This window comes from Spongiibacter tropicus DSM 19543 (genome assembly GCF_000420325.1).
Lineage (GTDB): Bacteria > Pseudomonadota > Gammaproteobacteria > Pseudomonadales > Spongiibacteraceae > Spongiibacter > Spongiibacter tropicus.
In genome coordinates, this window is record NZ_ATUS01000003.1 from 1 (window position 1) to 16685 (window position 16685).

24 protein-coding genes and 2 tRNA genes are annotated in these 16685 nt (G+C 56.7%); 22 read left to right on the forward strand and 4 right to left on the reverse strand.

Going from position 1 to position 16685, the window contains the following annotated elements; genetic code table 11:
* Nucleotides 1-30: 30 nt before the first annotated feature.
* The gene (locus G411_RS0113270) at nt 31-1008 is read right to left on the reverse strand and encodes an IS1595 family transposase (RefSeq protein WP_022959703.1); all 978 of its coding nucleotides are present in this window, start codon (nt 1006-1008) and stop codon (nt 31-33) included.
* Between the two features lie 408 nt (nt 1009-1416).
* On the opposite strand from G411_RS0113270, the gene G411_RS21550 reads away from it, so the two are divergent.
* The 20 genes from G411_RS21550 (at nt 1417) to G411_RS0113380 (ending at nt 11899) form a co-directional block, all read left to right on the forward strand.
* Nucleotides 1417-2133 carry a hypothetical protein gene (locus tag G411_RS21550; RefSeq protein WP_157581321.1) on the forward strand — a complete coding sequence of 239 codons (717 nt, stop codon included), beginning with the start codon at nt 1417-1419 and terminating at the stop codon, nt 2131-2133.
* A complete protein-coding gene (locus G411_RS0113285) occupies nt 2133-2663 on the forward strand; it encodes a PIN domain-containing protein (RefSeq protein WP_022959706.1) in 531 nt (176 codons plus the stop codon). The genes G411_RS21550 and G411_RS0113285 overlap by 1 nt, the downstream gene beginning before the upstream one ends.
* Nucleotides 2664-2988: 325 nt before the next feature.
* The gene (locus tag G411_RS0113290) at nt 2989-3456 is read left to right on the forward strand and encodes a response regulator transcription factor (protein WP_022959707.1); all 468 of its coding nucleotides are present in this window, start codon (nt 2989-2991) and stop codon (nt 3454-3456) included.
* Nucleotides 3457-3458: 2 nt separating this feature from the next.
* On the forward strand, nt 3459-3680 hold the full coding sequence (locus G411_RS0113295; RefSeq protein ID WP_022959708.1) for a hypothetical protein: 222 nt from the start codon (nt 3459-3461) through the stop codon (nt 3678-3680).
* Nucleotides 3677-3859 (forward strand): hypothetical protein, encoded by a 183-nt coding sequence (locus G411_RS0113300; RefSeq protein ID WP_022959709.1) that lies wholly within the window; start codon nt 3677-3679, stop codon nt 3857-3859. The genes G411_RS0113295 and G411_RS0113300 overlap by 4 nt, the downstream gene beginning before the upstream one ends.
* On the forward strand, nt 3856-4134 hold the full coding sequence (locus G411_RS0113305; protein ID WP_022959710.1) for a hypothetical protein: 279 nt from the start codon (nt 3856-3858) through the stop codon (nt 4132-4134). The genes G411_RS0113300 and G411_RS0113305 overlap by 4 nt, the downstream gene beginning before the upstream one ends.
* Complete coding sequence (locus G411_RS22155) at nt 4100-4405, forward strand: hypothetical protein (RefSeq protein WP_157581323.1); 306 nt, start codon at nt 4100-4102, stop codon at nt 4403-4405. The genes G411_RS0113305 and G411_RS22155 overlap by 35 nt, the downstream gene beginning before the upstream one ends.
* Nucleotides 4402-4929: a transglycosylase SLT domain-containing protein gene (locus tag G411_RS20455; RefSeq protein WP_022959712.1), complete on the forward strand. Its 528-nt coding sequence runs from the start codon at nt 4402-4404 to the stop codon at nt 4927-4929. Before G411_RS22155 ends, G411_RS20455 begins: the two co-directional genes overlap by 4 nt.
* Nucleotides 4926-5183 (forward strand): hypothetical protein, encoded by a 258-nt coding sequence (locus G411_RS0113320; RefSeq protein WP_022959713.1) that lies wholly within the window; start codon nt 4926-4928, stop codon nt 5181-5183. The genes G411_RS20455 and G411_RS0113320 overlap by 4 nt, the downstream gene beginning before the upstream one ends.
* A 14-nt stretch (nt 5184-5197) precedes the next feature.
* Nucleotides 5198-5563 (forward strand): hypothetical protein, encoded by a 366-nt coding sequence (locus G411_RS0113325; RefSeq protein WP_022959714.1) that lies wholly within the window; start codon nt 5198-5200, stop codon nt 5561-5563.
* Nucleotides 5564-5576: 13 nt separating this feature from the next.
* Nucleotides 5577-5954, forward strand: coding sequence for a hypothetical protein (locus G411_RS0113330; RefSeq protein WP_022959715.1), 378 nt, complete (start codon nt 5577-5579; stop codon nt 5952-5954).
* A gap of 5 nt (nt 5955-5959) precedes the next feature.
* Nucleotides 5960-6145 carry a carbon storage regulator CsrA gene (gene csrA / locus G411_RS0113335; protein ID WP_022959716.1) on the forward strand — a complete coding sequence of 62 codons (186 nt, stop codon included), beginning with the start codon at nt 5960-5962 and terminating at the stop codon, nt 6143-6145.
* A gap of 94 nt (nt 6146-6239) precedes the next feature.
* Complete coding sequence (locus G411_RS0113345) at nt 6240-6521, forward strand: hypothetical protein (RefSeq protein WP_022959718.1); 282 nt, start codon at nt 6240-6242, stop codon at nt 6519-6521.
* A gap of 1 nt (nt 6522) precedes the next feature.
* On the forward strand, nt 6523-6777 hold the full coding sequence (locus G411_RS0113350; protein WP_022959719.1) for a hypothetical protein: 255 nt from the start codon (nt 6523-6525) through the stop codon (nt 6775-6777).
* Between the two features lie 673 nt (nt 6778-7450).
* The gene (gene radC, locus G411_RS0113355) at nt 7451-7954 is read left to right on the forward strand and encodes a RadC family protein (RefSeq protein WP_022959720.1); all 504 of its coding nucleotides are present in this window, start codon (nt 7451-7453) and stop codon (nt 7952-7954) included.
* 11 nt (nt 7955-7965) lie between these two features.
* Nucleotides 7966-8691 (forward strand): phage antirepressor KilAC domain-containing protein, encoded by a 726-nt coding sequence (locus tag G411_RS21555; protein WP_022959721.1) that lies wholly within the window; start codon nt 7966-7968, stop codon nt 8689-8691.
* A 357-nt stretch (nt 8692-9048) separates the two neighbouring features.
* Nucleotides 9049-9315, forward strand: coding sequence for a hypothetical protein (locus G411_RS20465; protein ID WP_022959722.1), 267 nt, complete (start codon nt 9049-9051; stop codon nt 9313-9315).
* A gap of 84 nt (nt 9316-9399) precedes the next feature.
* Complete coding sequence (locus tag G411_RS0113370) at nt 9400-9582, forward strand: hypothetical protein (RefSeq protein WP_022959723.1); 183 nt, start codon at nt 9400-9402, stop codon at nt 9580-9582.
* 48 nt (nt 9583-9630) lie between these two features.
* Nucleotides 9631-10590 carry an integron integrase gene (locus tag G411_RS0113375; RefSeq protein WP_022959724.1) on the forward strand — a complete coding sequence of 320 codons (960 nt, stop codon included), beginning with the start codon at nt 9631-9633 and terminating at the stop codon, nt 10588-10590.
* 70 nt (nt 10591-10660) lie between these two features.
* Nucleotides 10661-11899 carry a site-specific integrase gene (locus G411_RS0113380; RefSeq protein WP_169530701.1) on the forward strand — a complete coding sequence of 413 codons (1239 nt, stop codon included), beginning with the start codon at nt 10661-10663 and terminating at the stop codon, nt 11897-11899.
* A 95-nt stretch (nt 11900-11994) separates the two neighbouring features.
* Here the strand turns inward: G411_RS0113380 and G411_RS0113385 are convergent.
* Nucleotides 11995-12071 (reverse strand) — tRNA-Val (locus G411_RS0113385).
* A 58-nt stretch (nt 12072-12129) separates the two neighbouring features.
* The gene (gene uvrB / locus G411_RS0113390; protein WP_022959726.1) at nt 12130-14157 is read right to left on the reverse strand and encodes an excinuclease ABC subunit UvrB; all 2028 of its coding nucleotides are present in this window, start codon (nt 14155-14157) and stop codon (nt 12130-12132) included.
* A gap of 197 nt (nt 14158-14354) precedes the next feature.
* Here uvrB and G411_RS0113395 point away from each other — a divergent pair.
* Both G411_RS0113395 and G411_RS0113400 read left to right on the forward strand, forming a co-directional pair.
* Nucleotides 14355-14430: transfer RNA gene (locus tag G411_RS0113395), tRNA-Asn, on the forward strand.
* 125 nt (nt 14431-14555) lie between these two features.
* The gene (locus tag G411_RS0113400; protein ID WP_022959727.1) at nt 14556-14885 is read left to right on the forward strand and encodes a hypothetical protein; all 330 of its coding nucleotides are present in this window, start codon (nt 14556-14558) and stop codon (nt 14883-14885) included.
* Between the two features lie 26 nt (nt 14886-14911).
* On the opposite strand, the gene G411_RS0113405 is transcribed toward G411_RS0113400, so the two are convergent.
* On the reverse strand, nt 14912-16684 hold the full coding sequence (locus G411_RS0113405; protein ID WP_022959728.1) for an SLC13 family permease: 1773 nt from the start codon (nt 16682-16684) through the stop codon (nt 14912-14914).
* Nucleotide 16685: the final 1 nt, after the last annotated feature.

Below are 16685 nucleotides of genomic sequence, written 5' to 3' on the forward strand. Positions count from 1 at the left end.
AAGGGGTATCCATTTAGCTCCACCTCTCATTTATTCCTCCTTAGCCTTCCTCACAACGACGTTCTCGTAAGTCACCGGTTCAGTTGCAACAGCCTGCTGCAACAATCGGTAAAACAACATCCCTCGCGATCTTGAAGAACGGCGATTAAATCGGAACACGAACTCATCAAGGTAAGCGTCAAGTTGTTCGGGCCGAACAGCCCCATGATGGGTGCCAAGTAGCCAGCGTTTAATCAGTGAAGCGACACGGTGTACGCCCGGCATTGAGGTATGTGCAGGCGTTTCCGAACCCAGCATGACTTTTCGATCATGCTGGTAACCGAGCTCATGTAGCTTCACATACATACCCGCGCCATCGGTGCGGACATGGCTGCCGGTTTCTATTGAGTTCTGGATAAAGGGCAGGACATTACCCTTCGTGTCATCATCAATGCGACGCAAGCGAATCCGACCGAAGCCTTGGGGCTCCTTTATCTCCACCGCAAGAATGATAAGTACGCGCTGTGTATGGCTTTTCCGCTTGCTTCTATCCCCCGGCCGGCCATCAGTCATATCCAGATAGGTCTCATCGACCTCGACCAAACCGTGCAGTTTTTCTCTACCCGGCCTGATCATCGCCCGGCGATACCGATGCAGAATCATCCAGGCTGTCTGGTAGCTTCCCAAGCCTAATACCCGCTGCAAGCCAAGCGCGCTTACACCTTGCTTCTGATTGGTCAGATACCATGCTGCCGCCAGCCACACTCGGAGTGGTGTTCTCGTCTTGCTAAAAATCGTACCGGCAGTAACAGAGCTTTGATAACGACAGTGGCGACAAATCAATCGACCGCGATTCGCTCTATGCGGCTTCCCCGCCAGGGCACAGGATGGACACACGAAGCCTTCTGGCCAACGGAGTTTTTCGAGATAAGCAAGACAGGCATCCTCAGTGGAAAACCAGTCCAGGAATGCATTCCAATTTTGGGGGTAGTCTTTGCCGGCAATCGGGGATAAAGTATGGATATCCATCCAGTAGTTATACGCTATGTGGAGCTAAATGGATACCCCTTATAGATAACCAGTATTCAACAATAAAACAGCCCAATGCAAATACGCTCAGGAGGAGCCGCCATGCATCAAGACCCCGCCACCGTCTCAGCCAGAATCAACGCCGCCATGCGCCAAACCCGCAACATCAGCGAACTGGTCGGCCTCTGCAAAGGCATTTTTGCCGACGGCACACTATCTTGAGCGCGCGCCCAGAACGCCCAACCGAGAGCACAAACCGTAGTATGCATTTCAGACCAATGAGACATAGTTCGCGGCCGATTCGCTGATTGATTTGAATCTGGGGATAGCATGAACATTTGCTTATTGGACTGGATTGAGCTGAGAATAGGTAAAGATCCATACAGCATCCCTAGAAGAGGGGGCATCATGGCCAGATACGACAAAACAACCTACACACTAAGAATTCTAGGCTGCACACCGGAAACACTCCCCATGTCGCAGCTGGCAAAATATTTGTCCGAGCTTTCGAATCTGCTGGAAGGGCTAGAGAACGTTCATTTTGAATCCGTTACACCAGGTAGCGCGTGCCTCAACTTTGCCGTGGAAGGCGATTCGAAGTCAAAGGCAAGAGCTCGCTTGGTAAGCGTGGCATCAGACCCGAAAAGCACAACCAAGAGCAATATTAGAAAGCTACTTCGCAACAATGGCCACTCAGGCGCCAAGCTGTACCAAGGCAAAATGCCAGTATGGTCTGTGCACCGGGAATTCAATCGGAAAAACCAAGTAACGGTTAAGAAGACAGACAAAATTCAGGGACGTCTTTTTGACCTTGGAGGGAAGCAGGAGCGCGTCCGCGCGCTCATACAAGGCGCGGACTCCCGAGCCTATAAATGCCATTTGAATATACAACTGGCCGAAAAGCTCAAGCCCTATTTATGGACAAATATTCAAGTGACTGGTGATGCCGAATGGAGCAAGGACGCCATGAGAAACGAGTGGATACTGACAAATTTTGTCATAAAAGACTTCACGCCGCTATCGAGTGAGTCGCTGAGGGATATATTCAGCGAGCTTTCGCAGTTACCTTCCCAATGGACTGGCGACAGCGACCCCCATGGGGACATACTAAAAGCGAGACACTAATGCGCATCGCTTTAGACACAAATGTCGTTCTTGTCCTGCTAGGGGAAAAGGATAAGCCATTGCGCGACCCTGACACAGGGCGAGAAGTAGAGCGACTGACTGACCGAATGCAACGAATGCTTGATTATCTCCAAGCAGCCAGAGGAACCCTAATTATCCCGACACCCGTTCTGGCTGAAGCCTTTATGAAGTATTCCCCAGAAGCCCGCCAGATAATCGAAACCAGACTGCAATCGTCAGCCAACATCGAAATAGTAGATTTTGACGCAATCGCAGCCCACGAGTGCGCAGACCTACTTTCAGAGGCAGAGGTAAAGGCGATCCTTAGTGACCCAGATGACAACCAAACCAAGGCGAAGCTTAAGTTCGACCGTCAGATTTTAGCAATCTGTAAGGCGCGGAATTGTGCTGAAATAATAAGTCACGACAAACAGCTACTCACCAAGGCTCGATCGATGGGAATCATCGCAAAGAGCCTCTCGGATTTTGAACCTGTTCCTGAACAACAAGGGCTATGGAGCTCCGGATAGGTAACAAAGCGAAACCAAAAAGCCGCCCACTGAGGCGGCTTTTTTGTGCCCGCAAAAACCCTCCACGACCACCCCTCCAAAAATATTAGCGTTTTACTATTGACAATCAAATTAGCAAAACACTAATATCACCAACAGCAAAACACTATTGGCAACGCACCCCTGGCAGATGGGGCGCACCGGCAGCCGATGCAGAGTCGCGCCTCCTTTGCGGCGTTTTAACGGTCGGCCCAGCCAATAATCTGCAAGCCGGGAATTACGGTAATCCATAGCCGGTAGCCCCGCCGGTGGCGAGAAAGGGGCCAACCTTACGGAGGAGATGGCAATGCAACAGGCACAACCCCAACACGAACACCTGCGCGCCAAGCCCGGCCTGCTGGGCCAGCGCGAAGCTGAAGCATTGGTGTTGATCAATCTGGGGCACGGCACCAAAAGCGCCGCCCGCGCAATGGGCATTTCGCCGGCCACCGTAAAAGCCCACCTCGACCGGGCACGCCAAAAGCTCAACGCCCGCACCGTGGCGCAGGCCGTGGGCATGGCGTGGGAGCTGGGAATCATCACCAGCAAACACCTGGTATTGGCCGCCCTTATTGTCACCTCGACCACCAGCGGCATGAGCGACACAGGCGACCTGCGCACCCACGGCCGCATTGCCCGCACCGTGCGCGGCGGGCGCCGCCGCGAAACCGAGCTGGCCTTTCTGCCACCGATTATCGACCCCGAAAACACCCCTGCCCCGCTGCCCACCGCGCGGCAGTTTTTCGGGGCACTCATTGGCCGCGAGGCAGCGTAGCCGTGAATGCCCAGCGCATTATCAACGCCGCCCGCGCCGGAATACTCGCCGCCGGACTGGAAATGTCATCGGTGACCAACGGCCCGCTCACCACCGTGGGCGTGCGCGGCAAAACACGCTACCAGTTTTTTACCGGCCGCCCGCTGGCGTGCTGGACACAGGCCTACGAATACGCCACCGGCAACCCGTGGCCGCAACTGCTGAAACAGTGGAGACAATCATGAGCCAGCCCCTGCCCCTGCCGCAGCAACGCCGCGGTGAACTCATCACCCTTACCGGCACCGCCAAAGAGATTGAGCAGCAACTGGCGCTAATGGAGTGCAACTGCCAACTGGTCAGCGCCATTTACACGCGCAAAAACGGGCAGCACACCACCAAGGTATACGCCGAGGTAATGCAGTGACGCCCGACGAGCTGACCCAAACCCTCAGCACGCTGCGCCAGCAGGTGCGCAGCCTGACGCGCATTGTTACCCGGCTGAACAACGAGCAGTTGCGGCAAGACCGCCGCATAGAAGCCGTAAACCGTCGGCTGTCGCGCAACAGCAACAGCCGCAACGAACTCAGCGCCGTGCGCCAGCAAGTCGCCACGCTGAGCGAAACCGTCGAATTATTTTGCGACCAACACGTCGAGGCCCAAAGCCATGACATCACTGCCAACACTACAAAACGTCTGTGAGCAATACGGCCTGCGTTACCGGGCCGTGTGGAATCGCTTAAAGAAACTGGGCTACCTGCGCAGCAACGACCAGTACGACGGCATGCTGCCCGACTACCGCAACAACGCCACGGCAGACCAGTTCAGATCGTTCAACCGGCAGTACTACGTGCCCTCGCCCACGGGTCGCATACCCAAATGGCGCAGCGTCATTACCTGCACCCCAAAAGGCACAGAGGTCGTGCTGCGCACCTGCGGCGACCTCACCCAACAACAGGAGCAACGCGCATGAGCGCAGCACTTAAACCCCACCCGCTGGCGCCCTATGCCGAGCAAATTAAACGCTCGGTCGAGCACTTCATGCCGCGCCTCGACTGGCGCTACGTGGCCGCGCAAATGCAGCAAGAAAGCGCCTTTAACCCGCAGGCCGTCAGCCACGCTGGCGCGCAGGGCCTGATGCAAATCATGCCCGCCACCTGGGAAGAATGCGTGCGCGAACTCAAAGCAGGCAGCATGGACCCATTCAACCCCGCCGACAGCATTTGCGTGGGCGTGTACTACCTGCGCGAGCAATACAACCTGTGGTCGTGGCCCCGACCCGAGGCCGACCGCCTCTGCCTTGCCCTTGCCAGCTACAACGCAGGCGCAGGCCACCTGCTCAACGCACAGCGCGTCGCCAACAATGCCAGCGACTACGCCAGCATCATCGCCGCCCTGCCACGCATAACCGGCATCCACGCGCAGGAAACCACGCTCTACGTGCAACTTATCCTGCGCAACTACGCGCGCCTTGTTACCGAAGGCTGGCAGCCATGAGCAAACAGGCCCGCCAACCCATGCAAGACCGCGAAGCCGCCGTGCTGCGCACCGTAGGCCGAAACCCGCGCTGCGACGTGAACCACATCGCCATCGCCACCGGCCTGGGCAAAGGCTACGCCACCCACATCTGCCAAAAACTGGTGAGCGAAAGCCGCCTCACCATCAAAGAGTGCCCCCAAAGCGGCCAGCACCTCTACTCACTACCCCCAACCCAAGGCGCCCGGCGCATCGCCAACGCCGCCTGGGTGTAAGCAAGGAGAGCGATATGCAATTTGCGACACTTGATACATGGCAGCACCTGAAATCAGAGGCACTCACCGAGAGCAATCCATTGCTGGATTGCCCCCTGTGCGGCGGCGAAGGCTATTTCTGCGAAGAATGCGCTCACGATGCGCCAGATGACGAATGCGAACATGACGACGCAGAGCCCTGCGAAGAGTGCAGCGGCGAAGGCCAACTGCACTACAACGATATCAACGAAGGCGTATGGCTCCTCGCCGGCCACTTTAGCTGGCAGCAATACTTCCGGGAACTCATTCAAACAGCCCGCGACGTGACCGAATTCTACGCGCTCGACTTTCTCGGCATTGCCGGGCAAGCCATTAAAGCCAGCCAGCGCGCACAACACTAACCACGAGGCCACCATGAAACCCATCACCACACTACTTATCGGCATCGTCGCCCTGCTCGCCACTGGCGTTGCCAATGCGCGCGGCAGCAGCTCATTCGTTGTGCCAACCGCCACCGCCATAGCCATGACGGCGGCCATCAACGCCAACGCCAGCGAAAAAGCCGCCAAGGCCAGCAACGACCCGCTGGTGGTCATCTGCACCGCCGCGCAAATCGAACAAGCCTACCAATGGCAGCGCCGCTGCGAAGCCGACACCACCATAAGTTGCGCGTATTGCCCAATCATCTCCTACCATAAGTACTGCACCTCAGCGACGAGGGCAGACACAGCAGGGCTTAACCCCGTTAAGCCGCACTACCAAAACGTGTTTTTCTCAACCAACGGAAGGTAAATACCATGCTCATACTCACCCGAAGAATTGGCGAAACCCTCATGGTCGGCGACGACATCACCGTCACCGTGCTAGGCGTCAAAGGTAACCAAGTACGCCTGGGCGTTAACGCACCCAAGCACGTTGCCGTGCACCGCGAGGAGATCTACGCCCGCATCCAAACCGAAACCCAAGAGGACAGCAACGAGTGATCGTCGCGGCCAGCCTCACAGCCCTTGTCTGGCTCTTCGCCTGGCAAGCCTGTCGGCTGGCCGCCACCACCGATCGCGCGCTGGAGAACGAGCAGTGAAGCCTATAGCAGTCTTTCGCGGTACCACCAAAGACGACGGCAAATTCGTCGGCCCCATCCAGCACCCGGGTAAGCGCCGGTACCGGTACCGCGTAGACCTTTGGATAAAAACCGGCAACAGCGCCCTGCTGCGCGACGAAATCAGCACCAAAGAGCCCGTGCGCCTAAACGACCTGCTCCAACACCAAGTGCTACCCAACATCGACAGCCTCATTGCCGAAGCCGACCAAGAAGGCGGCACCCAGCAATACGGCTTTGAAATTTATAAGTGGGGTTAAAATGAGCCGCCTCGTGCCTGCCAGCAAATGGATAAACGAAACCTTTGAAGCCGGCGTATCCACCAAAACCGTCTACAACTGGGTAGCCAATCGCGTCATACCTGGCGTCATCCTCGACGGCAGACCCTTTGTGGACGCCGACAAAGCCGCCGTACTGCTGGATACCCACACCATCATCACCGCACCCAGCGTCACACCCGTCGACGGCGGCAACGCCACCGTTGCACAGCTGGTGCAGGGCGGGCTAACCCAATGACCCACTGCAACCGCATACGATGCAGCGCCGAAACCTACCACCAAGCCCTTGGCGACGCCTTGAAAAACACGCACGGCACAGATGACGGCTCGTGGAATAAAGATTTTAAGGCATCGCTAATTCAGCGCGGCCTATGGCTCACCACCCAGCCACCGGCGCGCAGCACCGCCCTGTACCCCAACGGAATGCCCAACCTAGCACCCCGTTGCTATGGCGCAAGAAACGGCTGGCCGAGAATCACCTACATCGTATGGATGGTGGATGCCAGCAAAGAGTCGCCACCAGCCTGGGCAACAGCAACGCGAATAGCCTGCGCTGTCGGACTACTTGCAGCAGTGATAACTCACATGATGGCTGCGTAACCCGTTGTTCTAGCGCACCGCACAGGCTTAAAGACGAGAATTTGACAATGACAAACAACAGACACTATGCTTGCCTCGTTACTGCAAAATCAGTAACCGGGTTTGGCGACCCGGAATTACAAGGCGGACACCCCGCCCATCGAGCGGGTTTTTTGTGTCTGCAATATGGCAAGTCCTGTAATGGGCGGGCCATACGGGAGGCCTTCGGGCCTGCCGGTTCCCTTGTAGCCGGTTCGCCAACCTGTATGGTTCCGTCCACCCTTTTGGCGAGGGGTGCGCGGAAAATCAAACCGCATACAAGGACTTACATCATGCCTATATCAATCCCCAATTTCGCCCTGTGCGAAGCCACCGGCAAATACCAAGCCCGCCGCGCCCTCACTGAAGACCAGATCATCAAAGCCGCCAAGCGGCTGCTGGATGGCCGTGTTTGCCGAGGCGCAACCATTACCAGCTCGGCAATGGTCAAGGACTACTTAACAGCGCAATTTGCCAAATACCCCAGCGAGGCATTTATCTGCCTGTTTCTCGACAGTCAGCACCGCCTGCTAAAAAGCGAAGTGATGTTCACTGGCACCATCGACAGCGCAGCGGTTTACCCCCGCGAAGTCGTTCGGCGCTGCCTGGAGCTGAACGCCGCCGCCGTAATATTTGCCCACAACCACCCGAGCGGCACCACCAAGCCCAGCTTTGCCGACAAGCGCATTACCCAGCGCCTGAAAGAAGCCCTCGCCTTAATCGACGCCCGCGCCCTAGACCACATCATTGTGGGCGCAGGTAAAACCCTCAGCTTTGCCGATGCCGGACTGATATAGGAGCCACAACCATGAGCAATGTAATTCAATTCCCCGTAATCGCTGGCGTCGAAATCACCACCGATGCCGAAGGCCGCTTTAATTTGAACGCGCTTCACCGCGCCAGCGGCGAAGGTGACCACAAAAAACCGAGCAAATGGCTAAGGACAGAAATGGCCTTAGAGCTGGCGAAAGAGTTAGAAGGCCAGATCAGCCCTTCTAAACCAACCAGCACAATCAAGGGCCGCGGAATTACCGGCACATTCGCCCACGAGCTGCTCGCGGTTAGCTACGCGGGCTGGATTAGCCCAGCCTTTCAATTGCGGGTTAACCAGACCTTCATTGACTACCGCGCCGGAAAGCTCCAGCAACCTGCCATACCCCAAAGCCTGCCCGAAGCCCTGCGACTCGCCGCAGAGCTGGCGGAAGCCAACGAGGCGATGAAGCCCAAGGTTGAAGCATACGACCGAATTGCCACCAGCGATGGCGGAATCTGCATTACCAATGCCGCCAAAGACCTACAAATGCGTCCGAAAGACCTGTTTGCATGGCTCAGCAGCCACCAATGGATATACCGGCGAGCAGGTGGAAGCGGCTGGATAGCCTACCAAGACAAGCTGCAAACCGGCTATCTGGAGCACAAAGTCACGGTGGTGTACCGAAATGACGGCAGCGAAAAGACCACCGAGCAGGTGCTGGTCACCCCCAAGGGGCTGGCAAAGCTCGCCAGCAAGATTGAGCGGCAGACTGCTGCTTGAGACTACGCGCACCTGCCAAGGTGGGTGCGCGGCTATAACCCATGGATTTGCGGCCCGCGATTAATTAAACAGGAATTATGGCTATGACAGACTTAAACAAACAAACAGAAATAGCAGCAAGATCAGATGTTAGCGGGTCGCGCCAAGAGCCAGTTGTTATGGTGCCGTACTTGAAAAACCGAGCTGACGCTGTTGACGGGCATTACTGCATTGCACGATTACACCCGCGAGGATACCACGAATTTTGGAATGAGAAACAGAAGGAGTGGTGCAGTGCTGGGTCGGTGTTTGAATTGGGCAAGGCACCATAACCCTTGGTTTACGGGCTTGCGATAGCCCGCACTGGAGACATTGAAAATGAGCGAACACACCGAAACCGAAACACGCGCCGAGGCCAGCAAGTCCGCCGTAGAACCTGTTGTTAGTAGGCCAACTGCGTGGTGGACGGTAGAGCTGAATTGTGATTGCCCCGACTGCAAAGCGCACGTTGACCTGCTCGACTACCCTGATTTCTGGGATGGCAGGCAATTGGATATACCGGAGCACGACACCGAGCGTAGTACGGCAACAGAAGTGGTATGCCCGGAATGCGGCCATGATTTCGAAGTTGATTTGGCCTACTAACCCATGCGGTAAGTGGCGCACGCCTTTTGTGCGTCCCGCCCGAAGGGCATACTTGACCGACTTGTTATAAATGCGGAGAACGCCATGACCACGCTAGAAAAAATTTGGATCAACACTATCGAAGAGCGCCACGAATTGCGCATCGACTGGAGCAATGACCGACATCATGCGATACAACTCCAAGGGCTTGATGCTGAGAGCGTGGAAAAAGGATTGCTCGAAGCGAGCCTGCTAGTACAGAAAGAACGGTACGGCGAGCATTTATAACACACGCTATCAACCCAACAGGCTTATATTTCCGGAGGACACAGGAAAATGAAGACCAAGGAAGCTGCAGAGCAATTGCGCAATACCTGCCGGTTTAAACACCTGAGCCTGCAGACCGAAAAAGCCTACCTGCATTGGTACTGGCGTTACGCCCATTTTGCCGCCACCCGGATAGATGCCGACCGCGAAACCAAGGTGCGCGGCTTTTTAACCCACCTCGCCCGCGATCGCCAGGTATCACCCAGCACCCAAGCGCAAGCCCTTAACGCCATCGCATTCTTTTACAAACACGTGGTGAGCGAGCCCCTGGGCGACATTGGCGACTTTGCCCGGCCTCGCAAAAAACAGTACCTGCCGACCGTGCTAAGCAAAGAAGAAATGGCCGCCCTGCTATTTCAGCTGCCCGGCGTGTACAAAATCATCGGCTCATTGCTATACGGCTCAGGCCTGCGCCTTGCCGAATGCTTGAGCCTGCGGGTTAAAGATGTGGACCTGCACCGGGGCACGCTCACTGTGCGCAGCGGCAAGGGCGGCAAAGACCGGCAAACCCCTCTACCCAGCACGCTGACAGCCGACCTGGGGCGCCAGTTGGCCGAGGTTAAACGCCGACACACCATCGAGCTGGCTGCAGGCCGGGGCGACGTGTACATGCCCAACGCGCTGGCTCGCAAATACCCCAAGGCAGAATACTCGCTCGACTGGCAATTTTTATTCCCCAGCAGCAAGCCCGGAGCCTGCCCACGCACCGGTGTCTATCGGCTCCACCACCTACACCAAACCGCCGTCAGCAAAGCCCTGCGCAAAGCCAAATTGGCCGCAGGCATTAACAAAAAAGTCAGCGCCCACACCCTGCGCCACTCATTCGCCACCCACCTACTCGAGTCCGGCACCGATATCCGTACCGTGCAAGAGCTGCTGGGCCACAAAGACGTGTCGACCACAATGATCTACACCCACGTGATGCAAAAGCACCACGTACGCAGCCCACTTGAAGCCCTGAGCGCATAGACAAATTTGACAGCAAAAGCGCCCCGCGCCCAATATCGAGCGAGTATCAACACCCATGGACGCCGACAGCATGGCCAAAATACGCACCGTCGACGGGCTGGAATTGCCCGAAAACCTCTACCAAACCCCGCGCAAAGAGCCGGGCAAATGGCGCTACAAGCGGCCGGATGGCAGCTTTTACACCTTCGCCGCGACCACGCAAGACGCCATCGCAGCCGCGCAAGGCCTGAATGCACAGTTCGCCGCGGGCGCCAAAGTCACCCCAGCCACCAATCCGCAATACGGCCGCCTCAGCATTCGCCGGCACGTCGAAGACTTTATCGACGAGCGCGAAAAGCGCGAACCCAGCCTGCGCAACAAAACCAGTTGGGCCAACCGCAAAGCCTACCTGCGCGGCTATGCCACCCTGAACGCCGGAAAATCCGTCTCACAAATCACCTTGCTCGATGTGCAAGCCTGGTGGGACACCCTCACCGGCCACGCCCAGCGCAGCCGCCAGCCCGAGTTTCGCCGCTTCTTCAACCATCTGCTAGCACGCGGGCTTTGCCCCAAACTCGACGCCAACCCCTTCAGCAGCAGCGACGCCGCCCCGCGAGTGGAGATGTCAGCCAAGCCCGCCAAACAGCGCCTGCGCCTCTCCCAAGAGCAATTCTGGCTTATCTACAACCAGGCGGGCGACAAATACCCCTTCCTGCAGATCGCCATGGCCATCAGCCTGATCACCACCCTGCGACGGGGCGACATCTGCGACCTGCAGTTTGACGAACACATCGTCGGCAACCTGCTGCGCAAGCAAATCAACAAAAGCCACGCCCAGCTCAGCAAAGAATTTGAGCGCCGAGGCGGCCACGCCGACCCAGCCAACCTGAGCTGGAACCTCGACAAACACCCCTTACTGCGCCAGGTCATCAACCGCGCCCGCGAACTGAGCCTGATCCACCAGCGATGCCCCAGCCTACTCAGCCACAAATACCAGCGCCGCTACAAAAGCCAGCACCGTAGCCACGCCTACCAGGTACTACCCAAATTCCTGAGCGACGCCTTCGCCGAGATCCGCGACGAAACCACCGACACCACCGGCAAAAAACTCTTCGCCGACATACAAGCCAAACACCGCCCCACCTTCCACGAAGTCCGCAGCCTCGCTGGCGACATCTACGCCAACGCAGGCTACACCAAAGCCCAAATCCGAGAGCTATACGCCCACACAGACGAAAGCACCACCGAGCGATACCTCAGCGGACACAGCGAAAAATGGCAGGAAATGGACCTCATCATGCCCACAGACGCACTACGCGGGCAATTCTGATCAAAAAAGGGCTTTGTTCAAAACGAGAAAATCAGTGTTCACTTTTGTTCATCGCCATAGCAGGCGCTCGCAACACACTGATTTAAAAAGAGAATTGGTACGACCGAGTGGACTCGAACCACCGACCCCCACCATGTCAAGGTGGTGCTCTAACCAACTGAGCTACGGTCGTACGAAAGAGCGGCGCATTATAAGCAGGCTGCCGGGCGATGACAAGCCTGCCCGACACATCAATTAATAAACATCCGTTCCTTGATTTCATGCAGTCGGTCACGCAGTTTGGCGGCCTCTTCAAACTCGAGATTTTTCGCGTGTTGCTGCATCTGCTGCTCCATGCTCTTCAGCAATTTCGCCTGTTCGGCCGGCGACATGGCTTCGGCATCCAGCAGGTAATCGCCCACGGGCTCTGCCACCTTGCGTTGCTCCCTGCCCCGCCTTCCTGACTTCGAGCCGGGCGCTGCGGCGGCCTCGAGAATATCTTCCACAGATTTGGTGACCCCCTTGGGCACAATCCCGTGCTCCTCGTTGAAGGCCATCTGTTTTTCCCGGCGGCGGTTGGTTTCGTCCAGGGCTCTCCGCATAGAGCCGGTAATATTGTCAGCGTAGAGAATCGCCTTGCCGTTCAGGTTTCTTGCGGCACGACCGATGGTCTGAATCAGCGAACGCTCGGAGCGCAGAAAACCCTCTTTGTCCGCATCGAGAATCGCCACCAGAGAAACCTCCGGCATATCCAAACCTTCCCGAAGGAGGTTAATCCCCACCAGCACATCGAATTTACCCAACCGGAGATCGCGGATAATCTCCACCCGTTCAACCGTATCGATGTCGGAGTGCAGGTAGCGACAGCGCACATGGTGCTCGTCCAGATACTCGGACAAATCCTCAGCCATGCGCTTGGTCAGCGTGGTGACCAACACCCGTTCGCCTTTCTCTACCCGCAGATTGACTTCCGACAACAAGTCATCGACCTGCGTTGTTGCCGGTCGTACTTCCACCACCGGATCAACCAGTCCGGTAGGACGCACCACCTGCTCAACGACCCGAGCAGAATGTTCTTCTTCGTAGGGACCAGGGGTCGCGGAAACCAAAATAAGTTGCGGAACCAGTCGCTCCCATTCCTCAAAGCGCATCGGCCGGTTATCCAACGCCGACGGCAAGCGAAAACCGTACTGCACCAGCGTTTCCTTTCGGGAGCGATCACCTTTGTACATCGCGCCAATCTGCGGGATGGTCACGTGGGACTCGTCGATCACCACCAGTGCATCCGGTGGCAGGTAGTCAAACAAGGTCGGCGGCGGCTCGCCGGGGTCGCGGCCCGACAGGTAGCGCGAGTAGTTTTCGATGCCGTTGCAGTAACCCAGCTCGCGAATCATTTCCACATCGTAGCGGGTGCGCTGCTCCAGCCGTTGCGCCTCCACCAGCAAATCATTACCGCGCAACTGCTCAAGACGTTCCTTGAGCTCGTCCTCAATGTGGTCGACCGCCGCCAACAGCGTTTCGCGAGGCGTTACATAATGGCTTTTGGGATAGATCGTCACGCGGGGCAGCTTGCCGTAAGACTCGCCCGTCAGCGGGTCAAAACCGCCGATGGAATCGATCTCATCATCGAACAGCTCGACGCGGATGGCATCTTTCTCGCTCTCCGCCGGGAAAATATCAATAACATCCCCTCGCACGCGATAGGTGCCGCGCTGAAACGCGATATCGTTGCGGGTGTATTGCAGCTCAGCCAGACGGCGCAGCAGCTTGCGCTGATCGATACGATCTCCGCGCACCAGATGCAGCACCATTTTGAAATACTGCTCGGGATCACCCAGACCGTAGATCGATGACACCGACGCCACGATGATCGCATCCGAGCGCTCCATCAGCGCCTTGGTCGCCGACAGTCGCATCTGCTCAATGTGATCGTTGATCGACGCATCTTTCTCGATGAAGGTATCCGACGCGGGAACGTAGGCCTCGGGCTGATAGTAGTCGTAGTAGGAAACGAAATACTCTACCGCGTTATTGGGGAAAAACTCTTTGAACTCGCCATAGAGCTGCGCGGCCAAGGTCTTGTTCGGTGCCATCACAATGGTGGGACGCTGCAGGGCCTCAACCACATTGGCAATGGTGAAGGTTTTCCCCGATCCGGTGACCCCGAGCAGCGTCTGCGCATGCAGCCCCGCATTCACCCCTTCGACCAGCGCCTGAATGGCGCGAGGTTGGTCACCAGCAGCTTCGAATTTAGATACCACCTGAAACGGCTTGCCCATGACTCTCCCCGGCCCGAATTCCGAATGAAAACGCCCAGTTTACACCAGTCTCTGGGCTACGCGGAAAAGCCCCGCCTCGATGCGCTAAGCTCAGGAAAAACCTGAAAAAAAGCCCTTTCAAAATTTTCTGGCCGAAAGGCTTGACGCCCCCCGCAATGCCCTTTAATATGCGCGGCCTCAGCTGTTGAGACAGCTATTCCGCCTTAGCTCAGTTGGTAGAGCAAATGACTGTTAATCATTGGGTCGCTGGTTCGAGCCCAGCAGGCGGAGCCAAATTCGAAAGGGCTACACCGAAAGGTGTGGCCCTTTTTTGTTGCCCCATGTAAATCCTTGATCCCCTCTCCCAAGCAAACCCGCTACACTGTGGCTGTTACAACTCTGCTGCGAGAAACCCTCTGATGATTCGCTGGTTCGCCGCTGGGCTGTTGGCGATAAGCAGCGCCACAATGGCTGCGCCCTCCTTCAGTCCGGCCCACGAAAAAATGCTGAAGTATTTTGAAGCTCACCCACAAGACGGCATCCAAAAGGCGCTGTGGCTTCGCCACAATGTCTTGGTGCTCAGCGTTGATACTCAGCAGCACGATGCTGAAGCCCTAGCCAAGGCGGCCTGCAAGCGCTTACTGGAGAGTGGTTTCGCTGGCATGCAGGTGTCCGTCGACGTGATTGAGCACCGCGTGTTATTGCAGGCGAATCGCTTTGAGGAAGCCGAGCATCTCGACTGCGAGTAAGCTTCCTCCAGTGCCGCCAAATGCGATTAAAACGACCAGACTTGCGGTACGATCAGCACCGTAGCGACCCCCACCAGCAGCGTCAGGGGCACACCCATTTTGAAGAAATCCGAGAAGCGGTAGTTACCCGGGCCGTAGACCATGAGATTGGTCTGGTAGCCAATCGGCGTGGCAAAACTGGCGGATGCTGCCATCATCAGGGTTACCGCAAAGGGCAGCATGTTGACGCCGAGCTGCTGACTGGCGGCCAATGCGATCGGGAAGACGATGACTGCCGCGGCAAGATTGGAAATGACCGCAGAGAACAAGGCGGTAACCACGAAAATCGCTGCCAGCGTTGCCATCGGTGAACCCGCTGCAATACTGACGACACCATCGGCAATGACCGACGCTGCACCGGTTTTTTCCAGTGCCGAGCCCAAGGCGATCGACGCCGCAATAACCAGAAGCACTTGCCAGTCGACACAGCGCCGCGCATCGCTGATGCGAATGCAGCGGGTAATCACCATCAATCCAGCGGCCAGAAAAGCGGCTTTCAGCATGGACAGCCAGCCAAACGCAACGCTCAACACCATACCCAGCATAATCAGTGACGCGCGCAGCCTATGCTCGTGACGAACAGGGCGCGAGTTCTCAATCGCACTAACCAGCAGGAAGTCTTTTGAGTAGCGCTGATTGCGCACAAAGTCTTCATGGGTTTCCAGAAGCAGGGTATCACCGGCCTCCAGCTCGATATCACCGAGTTTGCCTTTAATCTGCTTACCGTTCCGCGACACTGCAATAACAACCGCGCCATAGTGGTTCCTGAAGCGCATCTCCCGAACACGACGGCCGATTTGGGGGAAATTATGGGAGATCACCACTTCCACCAAACAACGGTTTAGGCTACCCGCTTCGAGCTTAAACACCTGTTTTTCGGCAAGTTTGAGGCCGTGTATATTTTTCAGGTCCACCACTGAACGTACATCACCGGCAAATACCAGTTGGTCGTTATCACGCAATCGCTCGTTGGGTGACACCACGGTCATAACCTGTTGGTCGCGCACAATCTCGACCAGGAACATGCCAGGCAACTGACGAAGCCCCGCTTCTTCAATCGTCTGCCCTGCGACCGCGCTGCCCGGTTCAACTTTCATTTCCACAATATACTGACGGGTGTCTTCAAAACGCTCTTCTGTACCGCTGTGATTGGGCAACAGCCAACGCGAGAACAACACCACGAAGACAATCACCATCAATGCGCAGGGAATGCCGACCCAGGCAAGATCGAACATCCCCAGCCCCTGGTCAGGCAGGTATTGCAGCAACATCCCGTTAACCACAAGGTTGGTACTGGTACCGACCAAGGTACAGGTACCACCAATGATTGCCGCATAGCTCAGCGGTATCATCAACTGCGAGGCGGACAGCTTGTTGCGCTTAGCCCAATCCCGCACGGCGGGAATCAGCATCGCCACTACAGGTGTGTTGTTGAGAATGCTGCTGAACAGGGCTACCGGCGCCATCAAGCGCAGCTGAGCAGAGTGAGGCGACTTTGGCCTACCGAGCAGGTTATTGGAGATCCAACTGACAACGCCCGTTTCCGACAACGCCTGAGCAACGACGAACAACACACCCACCGTTATCATGCCCTCATTAGACATTCCCGCCAGCGCTTCTTTCGGCGTCAGGATGTCCAGCAATAGCAGGATAACCACGCCGCCGCACAAAACCATATCCGCAGGTCGCCGACTGAATACCAGAGCTAACAGGCAGCCGACGATCACGGCCAGCGTGATCCATGCATCGATGGTTAACATG

Coding starts and splice junctions, on each gene's coding strand:
- G411_RS0113285 (WP_022959706.1), top strand. CDS start 2,133: ATGCGCATCGCTTTAGACACAAATGTCGTTCTTGTCCTGCTAGGGGAA.
- G411_RS0113290 (WP_022959707.1), top strand. CDS start 2,989: ATGCAACAGGCACAACCCCAACACGAACACCTGCGCGCCAAGCCCGGC.
- uvrB (WP_022959726.1), bottom strand. CDS start 14,157: ATGGGCAAGCCGTTTCAGGTGGTATCTAAATTCGAAGCTGCTGGTGAC.
- G411_RS0113380 (WP_169530701.1), top strand. CDS start 10,661: ATGGCCAAAATACGCACCGTCGACGGGCTGGAATTGCCCGAAAACCTC.
- G411_RS0113300 (WP_022959709.1), top strand. CDS start 3,677: ATGAGCCAGCCCCTGCCCCTGCCGCAGCAACGCCGCGGTGAACTCATC.
- G411_RS22155 (WP_157581323.1), top strand. CDS start 4,100: ATGACATCACTGCCAACACTACAAAACGTCTGTGAGCAATACGGCCTG.
- G411_RS20455 (WP_022959712.1), top strand. CDS start 4,402: ATGAGCGCAGCACTTAAACCCCACCCGCTGGCGCCCTATGCCGAGCAA.
- csrA (WP_022959716.1), top strand. CDS start 5,960: ATGCTCATACTCACCCGAAGAATTGGCGAAACCCTCATGGTCGGCGAC.
- G411_RS0113375 (WP_022959724.1), top strand. CDS start 9,631: ATGAAGACCAAGGAAGCTGCAGAGCAATTGCGCAATACCTGCCGGTTT.
- G411_RS0113270 (WP_022959703.1), bottom strand. CDS start 1,008: ATGGATATCCATACTTTATCCCCGATTGCCGGCAAAGACTACCCCCAA.
- G411_RS0113320 (WP_022959713.1), top strand. CDS start 4,926: ATGAGCAAACAGGCCCGCCAACCCATGCAAGACCGCGAAGCCGCCGTG.
- G411_RS0113400 (WP_022959727.1), top strand. CDS start 14,556: ATGATTCGCTGGTTCGCCGCTGGGCTGTTGGCGATAAGCAGCGCCACA.
- G411_RS0113370 (WP_022959723.1), top strand. CDS start 9,400: ATGACCACGCTAGAAAAAATTTGGATCAACACTATCGAAGAGCGCCAC.
- G411_RS0113350 (WP_022959719.1), top strand. CDS start 6,523: ATGAGCCGCCTCGTGCCTGCCAGCAAATGGATAAACGAAACCTTTGAA.
- G411_RS0113330 (WP_022959715.1), top strand. CDS start 5,577: ATGAAACCCATCACCACACTACTTATCGGCATCGTCGCCCTGCTCGCC.
- G411_RS20465 (WP_022959722.1), top strand. CDS start 9,049: ATGAGCGAACACACCGAAACCGAAACACGCGCCGAGGCCAGCAAGTCC.
- G411_RS21550 (WP_157581321.1), top strand. CDS start 1,417: ATGGCCAGATACGACAAAACAACCTACACACTAAGAATTCTAGGCTGC.
- G411_RS21555 (WP_022959721.1), top strand. CDS start 7,966: ATGAGCAATGTAATTCAATTCCCCGTAATCGCTGGCGTCGAAATCACC.
- G411_RS0113405 (WP_022959728.1), bottom strand. CDS start 16,684: ATGTTAACCATCGATGCATGGATCACGCTGGCCGTGATCGTCGGCTGC.
- radC (WP_022959720.1), top strand. CDS start 7,451: ATGCCTATATCAATCCCCAATTTCGCCCTGTGCGAAGCCACCGGCAAA.
- G411_RS0113325 (WP_022959714.1), top strand. CDS start 5,198: ATGCAATTTGCGACACTTGATACATGGCAGCACCTGAAATCAGAGGCA.